This window comes from Ruegeria sp. CK3 (assembly GCF_056536565.1).
In genome coordinates, this window is record NZ_JBQFPV010000014.1 from 84,380 (window position 1) to 101,810 (window position 17,431).

The 17,431-nt window shown below is 59.2% G+C and carries 15 protein-coding genes; 7 read left to right on the forward strand and 8 right to left on the reverse strand.

Translation table 11 applies throughout. The features are described 5' to 3' along the window. Positions 1 to 87 precede the first annotated feature (87 nt). On the reverse strand, positions 88 to 1,215 hold the full coding sequence (locus ACR0C3_RS20460; protein ID WP_480760246.1) for a Hint domain-containing protein: 1,128 nt from the start codon (positions 1,213 to 1,215) through the stop codon (positions 88 to 90). A 214-nt stretch (positions 1,216 to 1,429) separates the two neighbouring features. Then, positions 1,430 to 2,341, reverse strand: a complete 912-nt coding sequence (locus tag ACR0C3_RS20465; RefSeq protein ID WP_480760248.1) for a LysR substrate-binding domain-containing protein — start codon at positions 2,339 to 2,341, stop codon at positions 1,430 to 1,432. A gap of 90 nt (positions 2,342 to 2,431) precedes the next feature. Here ACR0C3_RS20465 and ACR0C3_RS20470 point away from each other — a divergent pair, with 90 nt between their 5' ends. From ACR0C3_RS20470 to ACR0C3_RS20480, 3 genes are all read left to right on the forward strand, one after another. Continuing rightward, positions 2,432 to 3,952: a trimethylamine methyltransferase family protein gene (locus ACR0C3_RS20470; RefSeq protein WP_480760249.1), complete on the forward strand. Its 1,521-nt coding sequence runs from the start codon at positions 2,432 to 2,434 to the stop codon at positions 3,950 to 3,952. Positions 3,953 to 4,072: 120 nt separating this feature from the next. Continuing rightward, positions 4,073 to 6,541, forward strand: coding sequence for a GcvT family protein (locus tag ACR0C3_RS20475; protein ID WP_480760250.1), 2,469 nt, complete (start codon positions 4,073 to 4,075; stop codon positions 6,539 to 6,541). 15 nt (positions 6,542 to 6,556) lie between these two features. Then, positions 6,557 to 7,546, forward strand: a complete 990-nt coding sequence (locus tag ACR0C3_RS20480) for a GlxA family transcriptional regulator (RefSeq protein WP_170490462.1) — start codon at positions 6,557 to 6,559, stop codon at positions 7,544 to 7,546. Positions 7,547 to 7,576: 30 nt separating this feature from the next. On the opposite strand, the gene speB is transcribed toward ACR0C3_RS20480, so the two are convergent. The 6 genes from speB to ACR0C3_RS20510 form a co-directional block, all read right to left on the reverse strand. Continuing rightward, a complete protein-coding gene (gene speB / locus ACR0C3_RS20485; RefSeq protein ID WP_480760252.1) occupies positions 7,577 to 8,560 on the reverse strand; it encodes an agmatinase in 984 nt (327 codons plus the stop codon). 96 nt (positions 8,561 to 8,656) lie between these two features. Continuing rightward, the gene (locus ACR0C3_RS20490; RefSeq protein ID WP_480760253.1) at positions 8,657 to 10,135 is read right to left on the reverse strand and encodes an aldehyde dehydrogenase; all 1,479 of its coding nucleotides are present in this window, start codon (positions 10,133 to 10,135) and stop codon (positions 8,657 to 8,659) included. Positions 10,136 to 10,144: 9 nt separating this feature from the next. Continuing rightward, positions 10,145 to 11,179, reverse strand: a complete 1,035-nt coding sequence (locus ACR0C3_RS20495) for an LLM class flavin-dependent oxidoreductase (protein ID WP_480760255.1) — start codon at positions 11,177 to 11,179, stop codon at positions 10,145 to 10,147. Continuing rightward, entirely contained in the window at positions 11,179 to 12,099 is a 921-nt protein-coding gene (locus tag ACR0C3_RS20500) for a flavin reductase family protein (RefSeq protein WP_480760257.1), read from the reverse strand. Before ACR0C3_RS20500 ends, ACR0C3_RS20495 begins: the two co-directional genes overlap by 1 nt. Next, on the reverse strand, positions 12,096 to 12,884 hold the full coding sequence (locus ACR0C3_RS20505; protein ID WP_480760258.1) for an alpha/beta fold hydrolase: 789 nt from the start codon (positions 12,882 to 12,884) through the stop codon (positions 12,096 to 12,098). Before ACR0C3_RS20505 ends, ACR0C3_RS20500 begins: the two co-directional genes overlap by 4 nt. Beyond that, positions 12,856 to 13,455 (reverse strand): amino acid synthesis family protein, encoded by a 600-nt coding sequence (locus ACR0C3_RS20510; RefSeq protein ID WP_480760259.1) that lies wholly within the window; start codon positions 13,453 to 13,455, stop codon positions 12,856 to 12,858. Before ACR0C3_RS20510 ends, ACR0C3_RS20505 begins: the two co-directional genes overlap by 29 nt. 106 nt (positions 13,456 to 13,561) lie before the next feature. Between ACR0C3_RS20510 and ACR0C3_RS20515 the strand changes: the two genes are divergently transcribed. The 4 genes from ACR0C3_RS20515 to ACR0C3_RS20530 all read left to right on the forward strand — a co-directional run bounded on the left by ACR0C3_RS20515 (position 13,562) and on the right by ACR0C3_RS20530 (position 17,358). Further along, on the forward strand, positions 13,562 to 14,401 hold the full coding sequence (locus ACR0C3_RS20515; protein ID WP_480760260.1) for a LysR family transcriptional regulator: 840 nt from the start codon (positions 13,562 to 13,564) through the stop codon (positions 14,399 to 14,401). Positions 14,402 to 14,465: 64 nt separating this feature from the next. Next, the gene (locus ACR0C3_RS20520; protein WP_480760261.1) at positions 14,466 to 15,509 is read left to right on the forward strand and encodes a pyridoxal-phosphate dependent enzyme; all 1,044 of its coding nucleotides are present in this window, start codon (positions 14,466 to 14,468) and stop codon (positions 15,507 to 15,509) included. Further along, entirely contained in the window at positions 15,506 to 16,651 is a 1,146-nt protein-coding gene (locus tag ACR0C3_RS20525; protein ID WP_480760262.1) for a M24 family metallopeptidase, read from the forward strand. The genes ACR0C3_RS20520 and ACR0C3_RS20525 overlap by 4 nt, the downstream gene beginning before the upstream one ends. Then, positions 16,648 to 17,358, forward strand: coding sequence for a maleate cis-trans isomerase family protein (locus tag ACR0C3_RS20530; RefSeq protein WP_480760264.1), 711 nt, complete (start codon positions 16,648 to 16,650; stop codon positions 17,356 to 17,358). Before ACR0C3_RS20525 ends, ACR0C3_RS20530 begins: the two co-directional genes overlap by 4 nt. Positions 17,359 to 17,431 lie beyond the last annotated feature (73 nt).

Consider the following 17,431-nt stretch of genomic DNA (forward strand, 5'->3'; position numbering starts at 1 on the left):
GCTTGATGATGGGGGTGATAGCAACCCTTTTCTGCCAGCAACCTCGGCCTTGGCCAAGCGCATGGTCGCCTGGGCAGGGGTCCCTGCTCAGCTATGGGCAACCTGACCGTCGAACAGCGGTTTGCGGTTCCCGCAGTGACGCTCGATAAGCTTCGAAATCCACTTGCCCTTTTCAGGCACCAGCCGTGCCGTCAGCGGCTGAAAATCAACCGCCGCACATTCTGGGAAAAGCTCTTTGATCTCTTGCCGCGCTTGGGGCGAGATGGCCTGCATGGTCAGCGGCCCTAGAAAGAGGCTTTCCGTGGGCGTGCCGTTGGACCAAATGATCTCATGCTGATCGAACAAGATGTGGTGATACCGAACTCCACCAGACAGGTCGTCCAAAACATCGACACCGCTCAACGGCAGCAATTTCTTCGCGGGCAGCAGGATATCCTTACAGTCAAACATCCGTTTGGCGATGGCTGAGGAAACCAAAATCCGGTGCTGAGGCGACACGATCAGATCGCGCTGCGGATAGCCAGGACCCAGCGCATTCGCCCTGATCACAATGGGTTTGAGGTGCGGTTTGTCCTCAAGCTGAGTTTGGCTCAGGCCACGAGAGCCAATCCAGCAAACCGGCCGCAGCCCGTTGTCATACGTCAGGACCTGATCGCCGACCTTCAGGTCCTCGACGCGAACAAGCCCCTCTGATGTTTCGATCAGTGTTCCGGATGCAAAACAGGGTACATCCTCGAATTCACCGCTCGCATTGGTCGGGCCGGTCACGACCTGATCGATTTCGATGGTGTTGTCACCATCCTCGTTCCAGGCTGCCGCGATTGCGTCGGTGTTCACGGTCAGGCCGTTGAACAATTCCAACGGGACAAGCGCGCCATCGTTGGACTTCACACCGAACAGGGCGATGGTCCCGTCCGGGTTCACCTCGAGCCGGACAACAGGATCAGTGTCCGAATTTTGAAGCTGCCATACGGCAGGCGTATTCACCTCGTACCGGTCGCCATCTGCAAATCGCACGGTTTGACCGGAGGTTCCGCTAATCTGGAACTGTAGCTCATTGGGTGCTCCGGCAGGGCCGCCGACAAAAAGATCAACACCGTTGATCTGCACGCTGAAGCTGTTGTCGAGCAGCCTGAAGTCGATAACAAAACCCCCGCCGGGGGTTGTGTCGGTAAATGTGGTGGATGCGCCGCCGACGATGCTGAAATCTGGCATTCAAGTCTCGTTTCAACCTGTAACCTGTTTTCCTTCCGTAGACGCGTAAACCCTTGCTTCTTCAAGACAGAAATTCGTTCATTTTGTGAAAAATTCGCCCCTGACGTCAGGTCCATTGGTTTTGGTTCTGCCCTAGACCGACGTGGGAATCCGCGGGCAGCGTCCTGACGCATATTCGGGGCGGGAGCGCGCGCCACTCAATGGCGTGTCGTGCTCAGGCGGCCTCATCCAGAGTGCGCAAAATCCAATCTCTTACCTTTCGCGCATCATCGGACAGAGGGGTTTTCTTGGACCAAACCAGATAGAACCCTTTACCCGTCGTCCATTGCCAATCGGATCGGGCGGCCAGAAGACCCTGATCTACAAGACGGTCGGTCAGGTGTTTCCAGCCGAAGGCAAACCCCTCACCGGCCATCGCCGCCTGCAGGACAAGCGCATAGTCATTCAGCCGCAGCCCCGTGTTCGGAACTGCCGTCCTGATTGAGAAATTGGCGAACCAATCGCTCCAACTCGGACGCTGACGAATGGGTTCTTCCAGATGAATGAGGCGTTGGGACAGGAGATTGGGCAGGCTTCTCAGATCAACTGCGGCGGCCATGACGCGGGGCGAGGCGACGGGATAGATCGCCTCGGGCGCGATCAGGGCGCTTTCGCAATCCGCCCAGTTTCCATCCCCCAGACGCACCGCAAGGCTGATGTTTTCCGCGTCGATATCCGGTTCCCGGTCACTGGATTGCAGGCGCAAGTCGATCTTCGGATGCTGGCTTTGCAGATCGGCAAGTCGCGGCATGATCCAATAGTTGTTGAAGGCCGTTGATGCGCTGAGGGTTACATAGCCCGCCTGTTTGGTCTGCTGAATGGACTCAACCGACAGGGCCAATTGCTCGAATGCCCGCGAGACATCAGCCAACAGCCGCTCACCCGCTCCGGTCAGTACGACCTGACGGTGACCGCGGGTGAACAGGGGCGTTCCCAGGCCTTCTTCCAGCCTACGGATGGCAACGCTGACGGCGGGTTGTTGCACGTTCAGCTCATGCGCGGCGCGGGTAAAGGACTGAAGGCGGGCGGCGGCCTCGAATACGACCAGATTGCGGGGTGAGCCAAGCTGCTTCCAGAGTTCTTGCATAAACTGCTTTTATGCTAAGCATTCAAATTTTCAAGCGTCACATGCGTTTTCTTGTCGATTAATATGCACCAAACAAATGGAGTGCTATGTATGGCTCGGCGCGCACGTCAATCCCGTTCCCGCGGTTCCGAGGCCGGTTCCGTCCCGGCCTCCCCCTATATCCAACGAAAGTTGGCGTTTTTTGATCCTCTGAACGAGGAAGATTTGGTCCGTATTGAGGCTCAGGTCGACTGGATTTTCCAGGACGTGGGAATCGCCTTCCGCGACGACCCCGAAGCGCTGGAGCTGTGGCGCCGTGAAGGCGCGCGGGTCGACGGTGATATCGTGCGGGCCGACGCGCAATGGATTCGCAGCCTGTGTGCCAAGGCGCCCAAAAGCTTCAAACAAGTCGCACGCAACCCCGAGCGTTCGGTCGTCATAGGTGACGGCAATCAGGTTTTCGCGCCGGTCTACGGCGCGCCTTTTGTGCGTGATCTGGAAGGCGGTCGCCGTTACGGCGACATCGCGTCATTCGAAAAGCTGGTGAAACTGACCTACCTGCATCCGAACCTGCACCATGGCGGTTTCGTGACCTGCGAACCCTGCGACGTGCCGGTCAGCAAGCGTCACCTCGACATGATGTTTGCACACATGACCCTCAGCGATAAACCGCATCTGGGTGCCATCACCGAGATGAGCCGCGCACAAGACAGCGTTGACATGGCCGAGATCATCTTTGGCGCGGATTTCATGGAAAACAATTGCGTCATCATGGGCAACGTGAACACGAATTCTCCATTGCTGGTTGACCGCGTTGTTACCGAAGCGGCACGGGTCTATTCGACGCGCGGCCAAGGCATGATCGTGGTTCCGTTCATCCTGTCCGGCGCGATGGGTCCGGTCAGCACTGCCGCCAGTGTCGCACAGGCCATGGCCGAGGCGATGATGGTCTGCGCTTACGTCCAACTGCTGCGCCCTGGCGCGCCTTTTGTTCTGGGCAACTTCCTGTCGTCCATGTCGCTGAAATCCGGCGCACCGACCTTTGGTATGCCCGAACCAGTGATCTCGAACTACGCCATCGGCCAACTGGCCCGCCGTGCTGGTCTGCCGCTGCGTTGCGGTGGATCGCTGACGGGTTCCAAGATCGAGGACGCGCAGGCCGCCTATGAATCGGCGGATTCGATGCATTCGACCATGCTGGCCGGTGCAAACTTCGTTCTACACTCGGCCGGTTGGCTCGAAGGCGGCCTGTGTACTGGTTTTGAAAAGCTGATCATGGATGCAGACCGTCTTGGCTCATACCAAAAGGTCCTCAGCCAAGGGTTAGACACCAGCGACGACGCCTTCGCTCGTGACGCCTATGATGAGGTCGACGTAGGCGGTCACTTCCTCGGCTGCGCGCATACCATGCGCAACTACCAGACCGCATTCTACGAACCCAAGCTCAGCGACAGCGAAAACGTCGAAAGCTGGGAAGAGGGCGGTTCCAAGGACATGCGCCGCCGCGCCTATGAGCGCTGGAACCAGATGCTGAACGAATACCAGCCCCCCGCCATGGACGAGGCCAAGAAAGAAGAACTGGCCGCCTATGTGGCCAAACGCAAAGAAGAGATCCCGGACGCCTGGTACTAAAACCGGGATCCCTTCATCTGGCCAGAAATATCCTCGGGGGGAATCGCGCCGAACGGCGCGATGAGGGGCAGACAGCCCCCCTTCCTCCATCACCACAAGAAAACGACACAGGAAACTCCAATGCCTGAGATTCAAAAAGACGAAACCACGTCTGGTAAAAAGCTGCCTTCCCACGCCAAGGTCGTTGTCATCGGCGGCGGCGTTGTCGGCTGTTCGATCCTCTTTCACTTGGCCAAGTTCGGCTGGAAAGACGTTGTCCTGTTGGAACGTGACGAGCTGACATCCGGCTCCAGCTGGCACGCGGCGGGTCAGATCCACACGATCAGTTCGGACCCCAACATCTCGCGCCTGCAGAGCTATACTATTGATCTGTACAAAGAGATCGAAGAAACCTCGGGCCATTCGGTCGGTATGCACATCACCGGTGGTTTCTACGCGGCCTCGACAAAGGAATGGTACGACTACCTCAAGCGTGAACGCTCGAAAGCGCGTTACATGGGCCTGCATCAGGAATTCATCAGCCCGCAGGAACTGGCCGAGCGTCACCCGCTGATCGACCCCAAACACTATCACGCCGCCCTTTGGGACGAGCAGGACGGCGATGTCGATCCCTCGGGCGCAACCTACGCCTTCGCAAAATCCGCCCGTCACCACGGTGCGCAGTATTTCACCCATTGCGGCGTGACCTCGATGAGCCAGCGCCCCGATGGCAGCTGGGATCTGACCACCCCCAAAGGCGTCATCAACGCCGAGCAGGTCGTGAACTGCGGCGGCCTCTGGGCGCGTGAAGTGGGCCATATGTCGGGCATCCACCTGCCCGTACAGCCGATGGAGCACCACTACCTGATCACCGACGCGATCCCGATGATCAAGGACCGCATGGAGAGCATGGGCGAAGCCGGTCGTCTGCCCGCAGGCATCGACTATGAGGCCAACATCTATTTCCGTCAGGAACGCCATGGCATGCTTCTGGGCACCTATGAGCCGAAATCGACCCCGTGGAAGGTCGATGGCACGCCTTGGGATTTCGGCCACGAGCTGCTGCAACCCGATCTGGACCGCATCGCCGACCGTCTGGAAATGTCGTTCGAGCGTATCCCCGCCATTGGCGAATCCGGCATCAAGGACGCCATCAACGGCCCGTTCACCTTCGGCCCCGATGGCAACCCGATGATCGGCCCGGTTCCGGGCATGAAGAATTACTGGGTCGCGGTGGGCGTCATGGCAGGCTTTTGCCAAGGCGGCGGCGTTGGCCTGACCATGGCCGAATGGATGATCGACGGTGAGCCTTCGATCGACGTCTGGGCGATGGACGTGGCCCGCTTTGGCGAGTTCGCAACGCCGGACTGGGGCACCATCAAATCCTCGGAAAACTACGAGCGTCGTTTCGTGATGACCTTCCCGAACGAAACGCTGCCCAAAGGCCGGATGCAGAAAACCACCGCGCTCTATGACCGTCTGGTCGAAAAGGGCGCGGTGATGGGGCAGGGCTTTGGCCTGGAAAACGCCCTGTGGTTTGCCAACAATGCCGAAGACGCCCATGAAACCCCGACCTTCGAGCGGAACCGCAGCCACGATTATGTCGCGCGCGAAGTCAAAGCCGTGCAAGAGGCCGTCGGCGGTATCGAAATCGCCAACTTCGCCAAGCACGAGTTCAAGGGCGCTGGCGCGCGTGAATATCTGAACCGCACTCTGGCCGGTTACGTCCCGAAACCGGGCCGTCTGGCGCTGACCCCGATGCTGACCGAAAAGGGCCGTCTGTACGGTGACCTGACCGTGGCATGCCTGGGTGACGATCACTTCATGCTGTTCGGTTCCGGCACGATGCAGGACGCACACAGCCGTTGGTTCGAAAAGGACCTGCCTGCGGATGTGTCCTATGCGAATGTCTCGGATGACTGGCATGGGATCGCTCTGTCGGGCCCCAAATCGCGCGAGCTGCTGGCCCGTATCACCCGCGACGACGTCAGCGCCGATGCGCTCAAGTTCCGCGATCTGCGTCAGACCTTTGTGGGCGGGGTTCCGGTGATCTTGAACCGTATCTCGTTCTCGGGCGAGCTGGGCTTTGAGATCTACTGCAAGCCGATGTACCTGCTGCGTCTGGCCGAGGCGATCGAAGAGGCCGGGGCCGATCTGGGTTATCGCTGGTACGGCGCGCGTGCGCTGATGTCGCTGCGCCTTGAAAAAGGCTGGGGCGTCTGGACCACCGATTTCCGTCCTGACTTCAACGCGGTCGAATCCGGCATGGATGTCTTCATCAACTGGAAGAAGGACTTTGTCGGCAAGGATGCGACGCTGAAGTTCAAGGAGGATGGCGTTGCCCGCAAGCTGGTTACGATGACCATCGACGTGGACGGCATCGATGTCTCGAATGACGAGGCGATCCTGAAAGATGGCGAAGCGGTCGGTTATGTCTCGTCCGGCGGCTACGGCCACCGCGTCGGCAAGTCGATGGCGATGGGTTACGTCGCAACCGAGAGCGCCGCTCCGGGAACCAAGCTGCAGGTGGAAATCCTGGGCGCGTTCTACGACGCCGAAGTTCTGGGTGCACCCGCCTATGACGCCAATGGCGCCAATATGCGGACGTAAGAAAGGAAAGCCGGAATGGGTCGTCCCGAGATCAATTTTGCAGATGCAAGCACACGGGTGAATGAGCTGAATCGCTTCATTTTCCTGCTGACGCCGGGGTTCTCTGCTTTGGACCTTGGGGCCGGGATCGACTCATTGGGGGCGGCGAATGCCGCCTCCGAGCAGGCTATTTTCGAATGGAATATCGTCAGCGAAACCGGCGAAGCGGTGACCTCATCCTCGGGGATGACGGTTGCTGTTGATGGCGGTTTGATCAAGACCCGCCGGGGCGATTGCATTGTCATTTGCGGGCCGATGACCGTGGATCGGTCGATCTCGAATGAGTTGAAATCCTGGTTGCGGCAGGGGCGTCGGTTCGGCGTTCAGCTTTGCGGCATCGGGGGTGGGTCCGGTATTCTGGCTATGGCCGGAGTGGCCAGCGGCCAGAGCCTGAGCGCACATTGGAAACAGCAACCCGTGATGGTTGAGCTGTTCCCCACTGTGGAATCCAACTGCTCGGTCTTTGTAGATGAAGGCCCGATTGCGACCTGCGGCGGAGGTGTCACCACGCTCGATCTGTTCTCATCGCTGATCGGTCAGGCCTGTGGTCAGACTGTTGCCTCCCGCGTGGCGGATCAATTGCTTTATGCGTCGGTGCGTCCAAAGGACGGCAGGCAGACGCAGACGGATCTGTTCCGCTTTGGCCGCCGTCATGAGAAGCTGGCGACCGCCATCATGATCATGCGCGAAAACCTTGAAAACCCGCTGTCGCCCAGTGTCGTGGCCGAAAGCGCGGGCCTCTCGACCCGACAGCTTGAGCGCCTGTTTCAGCGGTATGTGGGCACGAGCCCAAAAAACTATATGACGCGCCTGAGGCTCGAGCGTGCGCGCACCCTGTTGCAGCAAACCGATATGCGGGTGCTGGATGTGGCCATCGCCTGCGGCTTTGGCTCAGCCAGCTATTTCTCCAAATGCTTCCGCCGGTATTTCGGAACCTCTCCGCATATGCAGCAGAAGTCGGTCTGAAAGACCGAGCTTTAGTCCGAAAACCTGCTCTTACCCCGCGCTGGGCGAACCTTTGTGGTGCAGAATACGCCCAATCGTGTTCATGAGGATCTGTGCCGCCAGAATGGCGGTGCTGCCCGTGTGATCATAGTCCGGGGCCACTTCGACCAGATCCATCCCCACCACATCCCCACGCTGGGTCAGACCGTCGAGCAGTTCCAGCACTTCGTAGTACAGGAACCCACCGTGGCTGGGTGTACCGGTCCCGGGCGCGATGGAGGGATCGAAACCGTCAATGTCTATGGTGACATAGTACCTGGCGCCCTCCGGTATCCGGTCCAGAACGGCCTCGGTCCCCAGTTCGCGCAATTGCCGGACGGACAGGATGTCTGACCCCATACGACGGGCGTCCTCATAGCCCTCTTTTGCGGTCGACGAGACGTTGCGGATGCCGATTTGCGTCAGGCCCGAGACATAGGGTTTCTCCGCCGCACGCCGCATTGGGTTTCCGTGCCCAAACCGAACCCCGTGCCGTTCATCCACGAAATCCAGATGCGCGTCGATCTGAACTATGTGAATGGGGCCGTTCTTTTCGCAATCCGCTGCGAAGGCATCAATGCAGGGGATGTTGACCGAATGATCTCCGCCCAGAACCACGGGCAAGGCCCCGGCCTCAAGGCATTTTTCGACACCGAGTTTTATGTTCTCGTGGCTTTTTTCGGTGCTGGTATGCACGATATCCGCATCGCCCAGATCCACGATCCGGGTGGTTTCCGACGGCAAGTAGGTGATGTCATCCTCGTGGTCGTATGCGCCGCCATGCCCGAAGGAAAACAGGGTCGAGGCTTCGCGGATGGCCCGTGGGCCGAACCGCGCGCCGGGCCGAAACTGTGTGCCAAAGTCGAATGGAGCGCCCAAGATCGCGACATCAGCGTCGATCGCATCCCAGTCGCTGACATAGGGATATTTGCCAAAGGTCGAAATCCCGACAAAGGGCAAGTTTAACCGACCGCCTTCATATCCATGTGCGCTCATTCTTCCGTCTCCAACCACTATTCTTGCGCCATAGTGTGGGATAATTTTCCGAAGGGCCATAGGGTTGTGGAGAAGAGGGCGAAATCTATCGCCCCCTCAGCGCATTACAAACGGGTTCGACATGGGATGATCTGATGTATTCAGCCAAACGGTCTTGGTGCGCGTATAGTCCTGAATGGCCTCGATCCCGGCTTCGCGGCCATAGCCGGATTGGTTGTAGCCGCCAAACGGCGCGATGGGTGACACCGCACGATAGGTGTTGATCCAGCAAATACCGGCCTTTAATCGGGACGAAACGCGATGCGCGCGGGCGACATTTTCGGTGAATACGCCCGATCCCAATCCGAACGGGGTGTCGTTGGCCAAAGCGATTGCTTCTTCTTCGGTGTCGAAGGGCAACAGGGACATGACGGGCCCGAACATCTCGACCTTAAGGGTCTCGGTCTCGGGTGATGCACATTCGACCAGAGTCGGGGCCATGAAGTTGCCGGGCCGGTCGAGGGGCGCGCCGCCAAATCGAATGCGCGCGCCCTGATCGGCGGATTTAGCCAGTACCGTCTTGATATTGGCGATCTGTGCATTGGTGCAGAGCGGCCCGATATGGGTTGCGGCGTTCAACGGATCACCCACAACAACGTCTTTCATTTTCTCTTCGATCCTGGCGGCCAAGGCCTCCAGAATTGGGCGATGTATCAAACCGCGTGATCCGGCGACGCAGCTTTGCCCGGAGGCCCCAAAATTACCTGCGATCAGGCCATTGGCGGCCCCGTCCAGATTGGCATCGTCAAATACTAAAATCGGGGATTTTCCGCCCAGCTCCAGCGTGGTTACGGCGAAGTTTTCGGCCGAGTTGCGAACCACATGGCGCGCGGTTTCGGGACCACCGGTAAAGGCGATGCGATCCACGTCGGGGTGTCGGGTTAGGGGGATCGCGCAGTTTTCTGCGTCGCCCGTGATAACCGAGACGACGCCGGGCGGGAAGCCCGCCTCCTCGACCAGACGCGCGAATTCCAGCATCGGAGCGGGCGCAATCTCAGAGGCCTTCAGCACCACCGAACATCCGGCGGCAAGGGCTGGTCCCAGCTTGGTTGCCGTCAGAAACATCTGCGCGTTCCAGGGCACAATTGCGACGACGACGCCGATCGGTTCGCGGCGGGTAAAGACATGCAGGTTGGGCTTGTCGATCGGAAGCACCGCGCCTTCAATCTTGTCGGCCAAACCAGCATAGTAGCGATAGTAGTCGCCGACATAGGCCGTCTGGCTTGCGGTTTCGGCCAGGAGCTTTCCGCTGTCTTTCGTCTCAATCTCGCCAATGCGATCGGCGTTTTGTTCGATCAGCTCAGCAAGCCTGAACAACAGTTTGCCGCGTGCAGTTTGCGTCAGATCCCGCCAAGCCGGGTCATTCAGGGACCGACGCGCCGCCGAGATGGCGCGATCTACATCCTCTGGTGCCGCGCAGGCGAAACTCGCCCAAGCTTCGCCGGTGGCAGGGTTTTGCGAGGTCATGACCTGCCCGTTGGCGCCCTCGGTCCAGGTTCCGTCGATGAAAAGCTGATAGTGTGGGTTCTGTTGCATCACGGGTCCTCACTGAAACTTTGGCATCACGTCGTCGATGAACCGGGCCAGCGAAGCGCGCTTGCGCTCAAAGCTCATGCCGCTGTCCATCCAGAACGAGTATTCATCATAACCAAGGTCTTCATAGTGCTTCAGGCGATCCGTGACCTGCTCAGCCGTGCCAACTGTCAGATCACGGCCGATGTTTTCGGGGGCCATCATGGTGTTGGCGGCCATTTCCTCATCCGTCAGAGTTTGGATCAGCCCCTGATGTACGGGTCGCTTGTTCTGAAACCACGCACCGAAATAATTGTAAAAGCGCGAAAGCTCACGCGTGGCCTGATCCACATCAGCGGCGTCCTGCCCGACATAGGTGTGGTGAAGCAGCATGATCTTGGGGCGCGGCCCGTCATAGTTGGTGCAGGCATCATTGAAGCGGCCCATCAAACTCTCAATCTCTGCGTTGCCTTGCCAGAGAGGCGTGACCTGAATGTTGAAGCCATTTTGGACGCCGAATTCATGGCTGTTCGGGTCGCGGGCCGCGATCCAGATCGGTGGCCCTCCGTCCTGAACGGGTTTCGGGGCAGAGGTGGTGGCGGGGAATTGGAAATACTCTCCGTCATGGGCGCAGTCGCCTTCCCACAATTTGGGCAACAGGGGGGCGATTTCCCGCATGCGCTGGCCCGCGTCCCAGGCATCCATGCCAGGGATCAATCGCTCATATTCATAGGAATAGGCCCCGCGTGCGATACCCAGTTCGATGCGTCCCCCGGTCATCAGGTCGGCTGCGGCGGTTTCACCGGCCAGTTTGATCGGGTGCCAGAAGGGCGCGATGACGGTGCCGGTACCAAGGCGGATGTTTTTGGTGTGATGCGCGATATCGACTAGGGACATCAATGGATTGGGCGCGATGGTGAAATCCATCCCGTGATGCTCGCCCGTCCACACCGCTCGCATACCGGCGTCATCCGCCATTTTGCACAGCTCGATAAACTCTTCATACAGTTTCTCATGAGGCTGTTCGGGGTTGAGCCGCTCCATATGAGCAAAGAGGGAAAACTCCATCATTCAGTCCTTTCCGAGAGAGTATGTACATCGCCCCGCTGTGCGTCGCCGAGGTATAGCGAAAAGTCGCGGGTCAGGCTTTCAAACGCAAAGCGAGACATCATGGTGGCGATGGCTGGGGTTGCGAAAGTCAGGTTTGCAAGGTTTTCGATGGCAACCGATTCAAGGTTGTTGTTGAGCGGTAGGGTCGATGCCGACGCGAGCGTGTAGACATGGTGCGTCGTGGCATCGTCGTAGACGGAATAGACGGCACCCAAATGCGCCGTGATCCCGCGCTTTGCCAAGTCTTGCTGCAGGCTTTCGCGCAGGGCTTGATGATCCGACAAGCTGATCTGCGGCGGGCGGTATCCGGACGCGGTTTTCTCCAACAGCACTTTTTCGTCGCATTCGATGATAGCGCCGCAGACAACGGTTCGGTCTGCGGCCTCGAATGCGCCGCGTTCAAGGCCGAGGCTGAAATACTGCCCGTTGGCATATCCGAGGCCTCGGGTTTCGGCATGTGAGTAGGCCTCAACCTCTCCGATCAGAATACAGTGATCTCCGGCCTCGATGGTCTGATGGGTCCGGCATGAAAACGTCGCGACCGCGCCGTCCAGAAGAGGGACACCATGAGCGTTCAGCTGATGCGCGGTTTTCGCAAATCGATCCCCTTTGAACCCGGCGAAGGTGTTTGAGACATCCTCTTGCCCCTCAGCCAGAATGTTCACCGCGAAATGCTCGCAGCACGTGAAGGCATCGTAGGAGGACAGGTTCTTGCCCGGGCAAACCAGCAAGAGCGGCGGGTCCAGAGAAACGGATGAGAAGGAGTTGGCAGTGAACCCCAACGGAACGCCCGCGGCATCGCGCGTCGTCACAACTGTGACGCCGGTCATGAAGCTGCCAAAGGCGCGCCGCAGGTCGCGAGGATCGAGACTGGTCATTGTTGCACCTCATTCAGAAAGGTTGACAGTGCGGCGTTAACCTCTGCGGCGTGGGTCATCGGCATCATATGAGCAGCGCCCTTGATGATCTGCGCCCGCCCGTTCGGAACAAGCTCCGCCATGGCGCGTGACATGTCCGGGGTCGAGTTGGGCTCAAGATCACCCGTTATAAACAAGGCGGGGTAGGTGAGCGTCTTCAAATCGTCCCGGCGCGGGATCGGACTGTTGGCAAATACCGTATAAGCTTGCTTGTAGGCCGCTGGATCTGTGGTCGTCAGCCAGGTTCGGCACGCAGCACATTCTGGCGGATCAGTGTCACCAAACCAACGCTGTAGAGTGACCGTCGGATCACTTGGTGTTTGACCGTCAAGTGCGGCGGCGCGGGTTGTAACGGCCTTTGTGGCCTCGGAACTGCGTTCGAAAATGGCGTTCAGTGCAACGACACCGGCGACATGTTGCGGTGCCCTTGCCGCAAGATCGAGCGCGATCATTGCGCCCATGGAATGACCAACAACGACCGTTGGTCCCCCCAGTTGATCCAGAACGCTTAATGTAGCTTCGGTGTATCCCGACAACTCTGCGCGCGTGCTGCCTATTGGGCTTTCACCATGACCTGGCATGTCCGGTGCGGTCAGACGCGCCACCGATGCCAGCGCGTCCAATTGGGCGCCCCAGGCCTCTGCGCGCAATCCAACGCCGTGCAGCAGCAGGACATTCGGTCCCGCTCCGGTCTGGATTGCTACGAGCCCGCCGATCTCAGACCGCGGCCGGGTTGTCCACGTCATGGCCCAAATCCTTGAGGTCCTGATAGCGGTCGCCAATGCGGTGATGCGGCCTGCCCGAGGTCGCCGCGCCAAGCACCACAACAATCTCGTCGTCTCGTGGTGCGTCGGGGATCGAAAACTGGATGGTCAGATAGTGCGAGCGCCGCCCGGCGTCGTTCTTGTCCATCAGCGGCACCATGATCGGAGCGTTCGCGGGCCCTCGGGTGTTGGTAAAGGCGAGATATGACTTTGCGTCGACGGCCTGCCGGTAGTGGTTGCCAAAGCGCAGAGTGTGAATGAGGCCTGAGGCATGCTCGACCTCGCCATTCAGACCAACCACTGCGGCCTTGCCATAGGCCTCGATCGCATCGCCGCTGCCAGCCAGCGCAATCATGCGCTTGGTCATCATCTCACCCAGAACGGGACCGTAGGCCTGAATCTCGGGCTTCAGGTCTTCGACATATCGGCCGGCCCATGGGTTGGTGACCACAGCGGCCACTGCGAACATGCGCCATGGGGTTTTTGCGGGGCGAAACCCCTCGACCAGAACCTCTTCATCATAGGTTACGATTTTGCGTATTTCCGGCTGCATAAAACTTCTCCTGTCGCGCGGGCCGACGTTAGAAACGGGGCTGGTTTTTGACAAATGATAGAATTATGTGCTTTGACATTAACAAGACTAATGACTGGCTTGGCCTATGGCAAAATCACTTACCCCTCTGACCTGGTTCCGTTCCTTCGAGGCCGCCGCCCGCACGCTTAGCTTTACCGCTGCGGCCGAGGAAATCGGTCTGACGCAATCTGCGGTCAGCCAGCAGGTGAAATCGCTTGAATTGCGGTTGGGCGCATCCCTTTTCGTGCGCCATCCGCGCAGTCTGGCGCTGACGGATGCGGGGAGAAAGCTGTTGCCCGAGGTGGGCAAGGCGCTTGAGGCGCTGGCCGTTGCTGCCGGGCAGTTCGACACCAACGCGTCCGGAGACGTTCTGACGGTCGCGACCTCGGTCAGTATCGCGCAATGGGTCATCGCCCCACATCTGCCCGCGTTTGCCCATCAGCACCCGGATATCCGTGTGCGGCTGCTCAGCGCGATTTGGCCGGACGATTTCAATGCTTCTCAAGCGGATGTGCAGGTGCGGTTCGGATCGAAGAAACAGGTGGGGCAGGGCGCTGTTCGTCTGATGCCGGACCGGCTTGTTCCCTTCAAATCCCCGGCCCTGTTGGGGGACATTTCGGACCTGCCACTGATCGAGGCGGTAGGGACTTCAGGCGGGTGGAGTCGATGGTTGGAAAGCCAAGGGTTACAAAGCCAGCCCACCGTTTTTGTGGATACTTTTGGCATGGCGCTTCAATTGGCGGCGCATGGGGGTGGCGTGGCTTTGGTGAGCGAGCTTTTGGCGAAACACGCGCTTGATACGGGCTTGGTCGAGCGCGCGCATAGCGGGTCGATCGACAGCAATGAGGGGTATTTCCTATCCGCCAATACCGCGAACCCGGCAGCGGGATTGTTTCATGACTGGCTCTTGGAGCAGATCGGTTAACGATCAGGAGAGTTGACAGATCAAGGGCGATCGGATCACGTCAGGCAAAAAGGCGGGGAGTCACATGAAAATCGTTGCGAATACACACCGGGCAGGTCCCAATCTTGCGCCCTCGGCCCCTTATCCGTCGACAGATGCGGCCCGCGTTGCGGCATTGTTGTCGATGTGCCCGGCGGCGAAAGAGACACCGTTGGTGGATGCCGCAGGCCTCGCCCCGGTTGCGAAGCTTTGGGTCAAGGATGAACGCGCGCGCATGAATCTGGGCTCGTTCAAGGCCCTCGGTGCGGCTTATGTGGTTGCGCGCCATGCTGCCGAAGCCTCTGATGCGCCGGGTGCAGACACATTGGCAGGGTCAACCTACGTGACCGCCAGCGCTGGCAATCACGGGATGAGTGTTGCGGCGGGCGCGCGGATGTTTGGCGCAAAAGCTGTTGTCTATATTGCCGAGACGGTGCCCGAGAGCTTTGCCGCCCGACTAAAAGGCCAAGGTGCCGACGTGGTTCGCAGTGGGTCCGATTATGCAGCCAGCATGCAAGCCGCAAGCGACGCGGCTGACGAAAACGGGTGGACCTTGCTCTCGGACAGCTCATGGGACGGGTATTTTGATCTGCCGTGGACCCTGATGGAGGGGTATCTGCAAATGGCGTCTGAGGCGGTGGACCAATGCCCCGAAGTGCCGACTCACATCATGTTGCAGGCCGGTGTTGGTGGTCTGGCCGGGGCTGTTGCTGCCTACGCCCGCAAAGCCTGGGGTGACGCGCCGAAAATAGTCGTGGTCGAACCTGAAGCCGCGCCCGCCCTGCAGGCCAGTATCGAGGCCGGGTCGTGCGTGTTCGCCGATGGGCCAGATAGCATTATGGGGCGTTTGGATTGCAAGGAGCCTTCGCTGATCGCGCTGAACGGACTGGCACGCGACGCCGACCTGTTCCTGACACTTTCGGACGAGGACGTATCCGAGAAACTGGCCGCCATGGCCGCAGCGGGGTTGGAGACAACAGCCTCGGGCGGCGCTGGGCTCGCAGCAGTTCTGAATGACCAGGCGCGGGCCGAATTGGGAATGACCGAGACCTCGCGCGTGCTGTGTATCCTCTCCGAGACCGCAGAATGAGGGGGTTTGCGCCATCCGAGTTTGAAGCGCGTACCAAGCGCGCGCAGCATTTGATAGATGCGGCGGGCCTATCTGCGCTTTTGCTGACAACCGAGACGGATGTACGCTATTTTACCGGGTTTCTGACCCGGTTTTGGGAAAGCCCGACCCGCCCGTGGTTCCTCATTGTGCCAGCCGAGGGCAAGCCGATCGCAGTGATCCCGTCGATCGGGGCAGCCCTTATGGCGCAGACATGGATCGATGATATCCGCACGTGGAGTGCGCCTGATCTGAAAGATGACGGTGTCTCCCTGCTATGTGACACGCTGGCGGAAGTGACACCCGAAGAGGGGCGAATTGGGATCCCGGATGGGCATGAGACGCACCTCCGCATGCCTTTGGCAGACCTTGAACGTCTGCGCCGCCGGCTTGGACCAAGGGTGCTGACAGGCGACAGCGGCATCCTGCGCCGGTTGCGTATGGTCAAGTCCGAGGCCGAGATTGCCAAGATCGAAACCGCCTGCAGCATTGCCGGTCGGGCCTTCGCCCGCGTCCCCGAGATCGCCGGAGAGGGAGTGCCGTTGGATGAGGTGTTCCGCCGCTTTCAGATGCTGTGCTTGGAAGAGGGCGCCGATTGGGTGCCCTATCTTGCAGGCGGTGCGGAGCAGGGTGGCTATGCCGATGTGATTTCACCAGCCTTTGGCGTACCGCTGGCGCTGGGCGATGTGTTGATGTTGGACACTGGTTTGGTCTGGGACGGGTATTTCTGTGACTTCGACCGAAACTGGTCAATCGGCCCGCCTCAGCCTGATGTGGCAAACGCCCATGCTAGGTTAATCGAGGCATCGGATGCTGCGTTCGAAATCGCTCGTCCGGGCGCAACCGCAGCGGATTTGTTTCATGCCATGAACGCGGTTCTCACGGCGGATGCAGAGGGTACGGATGCGGGTCGCCTGGGCCATGGTTTGGGAATGTCCCTCACCGAATGGCCGTCCCTGATCCCGTCGGACAACACCGTTCTGGAGCCGGGAATGGTTTTGACACTGGAACCGGGCATCGCCGTTGGCGACAAAATTCTGGTGCATGAGGAAAACATAGTCATCACTGACAGCACCCCACGGTTTATCAGCCCGAGGATCGGGCCGGAGATGATGCAGCTATGACCCATGTCCCTTACACTCTGGACGAAGACGATCCAAACGCCTCGCCGCTTGGGCTGATCGTTTTGCAGGTCGATGAGACGCTAGAGCCTGAATTCGGCGCATATTTCGCGGACCGCAAATATCCCCTTCACGTCACGCGTATTCCCAGCGGGATCGAGGTGACGACCGAAAGCCTTGCCGAGATGGAGAAGGCGCTGCCCGCAGCAGCGCGTTTGCTTCCAAATGCGCGACCCTACAATGTTGTGGGTTATGGCTGTACCTCGGCCAGTTCTGTGATCGGGTCAGAGCGCGTGGCAGAACTGGTCAAACAGACATGCAACACCCGTGAAGTAACGAATCCTCTGCGCGCGGCGATTGCCTGCGCCGCCGACCTCGGTGTTTCGAAATTTGCCCTGCTGTCGCCTTACATCGAAGAGGTCAACATACCGCTGCGTACTGCGTTTCAGGCCAGTGGAATAGGCATGGATGTTTTTGCAAGTTTCGGGCAGGCAGAAGAGGCCAAGGTGGCGCGGATATCGACGGAATCCGTGGTCGAGGCGGCCTCCGAATTGGGGGCAGATCCGGCGGTCGAGGCGGTGTTCCTGAGTTGTACCAACCTGCGAACTCTCGACGCGATACCGAAAATCCAAGAGCGGATCGGAAAACCTGTTTTGTCGAGTAATCAATGTCTTGCGTGGCATATGCGGCGCTTAAACGCTGTGCATTGACAGGTAAGTGTGAACTCAATTTTGGCAAAAGCACCATAACTTGTTGCCAAGTACGTATCGCTTGGTCTTAACT

Bases quoted from the DNA above. Each gene is read 5' to 3' on its own strand.
- ACR0C3_RS20525 (WP_480760262.1), top strand. From the start codon at position 15,506: ATGAGGGGGTTTGCGCCATCCGAGTTTGAAGCGCGTACCAAGCGCGCG.
- ACR0C3_RS20515 (WP_480760260.1), top strand. From the start codon at position 13,562: ATGGCAAAATCACTTACCCCTCTGACCTGGTTCCGTTCCTTCGAGGCC.
- ACR0C3_RS20505 (WP_480760258.1), bottom strand. From the start codon at position 12,884: ATGACGTGGACAACCCGGCCGCGGTCTGAGATCGGCGGGCTCGTAGCA.
- ACR0C3_RS20490 (WP_480760253.1), bottom strand. From the start codon at position 10,135: ATGCAACAGAACCCACACTATCAGCTTTTCATCGACGGAACCTGGACC.
- ACR0C3_RS20530 (WP_480760264.1), top strand. From the start codon at position 16,648: ATGACCCATGTCCCTTACACTCTGGACGAAGACGATCCAAACGCCTCG.
- ACR0C3_RS20480 (WP_170490462.1), top strand. From the start codon at position 6,557: ATGGGTCGTCCCGAGATCAATTTTGCAGATGCAAGCACACGGGTGAAT.
- ACR0C3_RS20520 (WP_480760261.1), top strand. From the start codon at position 14,466: ATGAAAATCGTTGCGAATACACACCGGGCAGGTCCCAATCTTGCGCCC.
- ACR0C3_RS20500 (WP_480760257.1), bottom strand. From the start codon at position 12,099: ATGACCAGTCTCGATCCTCGCGACCTGCGGCGCGCCTTTGGCAGCTTC.
- ACR0C3_RS20510 (WP_480760259.1), bottom strand. From the start codon at position 13,455: ATGCAGCCGGAAATACGCAAAATCGTAACCTATGATGAAGAGGTTCTG.
- ACR0C3_RS20470 (WP_480760249.1), top strand. From the start codon at position 2,432: ATGGCTCGGCGCGCACGTCAATCCCGTTCCCGCGGTTCCGAGGCCGGT.
- ACR0C3_RS20495 (WP_480760255.1), bottom strand. From the start codon at position 11,179: ATGGAGTTTTCCCTCTTTGCTCATATGGAGCGGCTCAACCCCGAACAG.
- ACR0C3_RS20460 (WP_480760246.1), bottom strand. From the start codon at position 1,215: ATGCCAGATTTCAGCATCGTCGGCGGCGCATCCACCACATTTACCGAC.
- ACR0C3_RS20475 (WP_480760250.1), top strand. From the start codon at position 4,073: ATGCCTGAGATTCAAAAAGACGAAACCACGTCTGGTAAAAAGCTGCCT.
- ACR0C3_RS20465 (WP_480760248.1), bottom strand. From the start codon at position 2,341: ATGCAAGAACTCTGGAAGCAGCTTGGCTCACCCCGCAATCTGGTCGTA.
- speB (WP_480760252.1), bottom strand. From the start codon at position 8,560: ATGAGCGCACATGGATATGAAGGCGGTCGGTTAAACTTGCCCTTTGTC.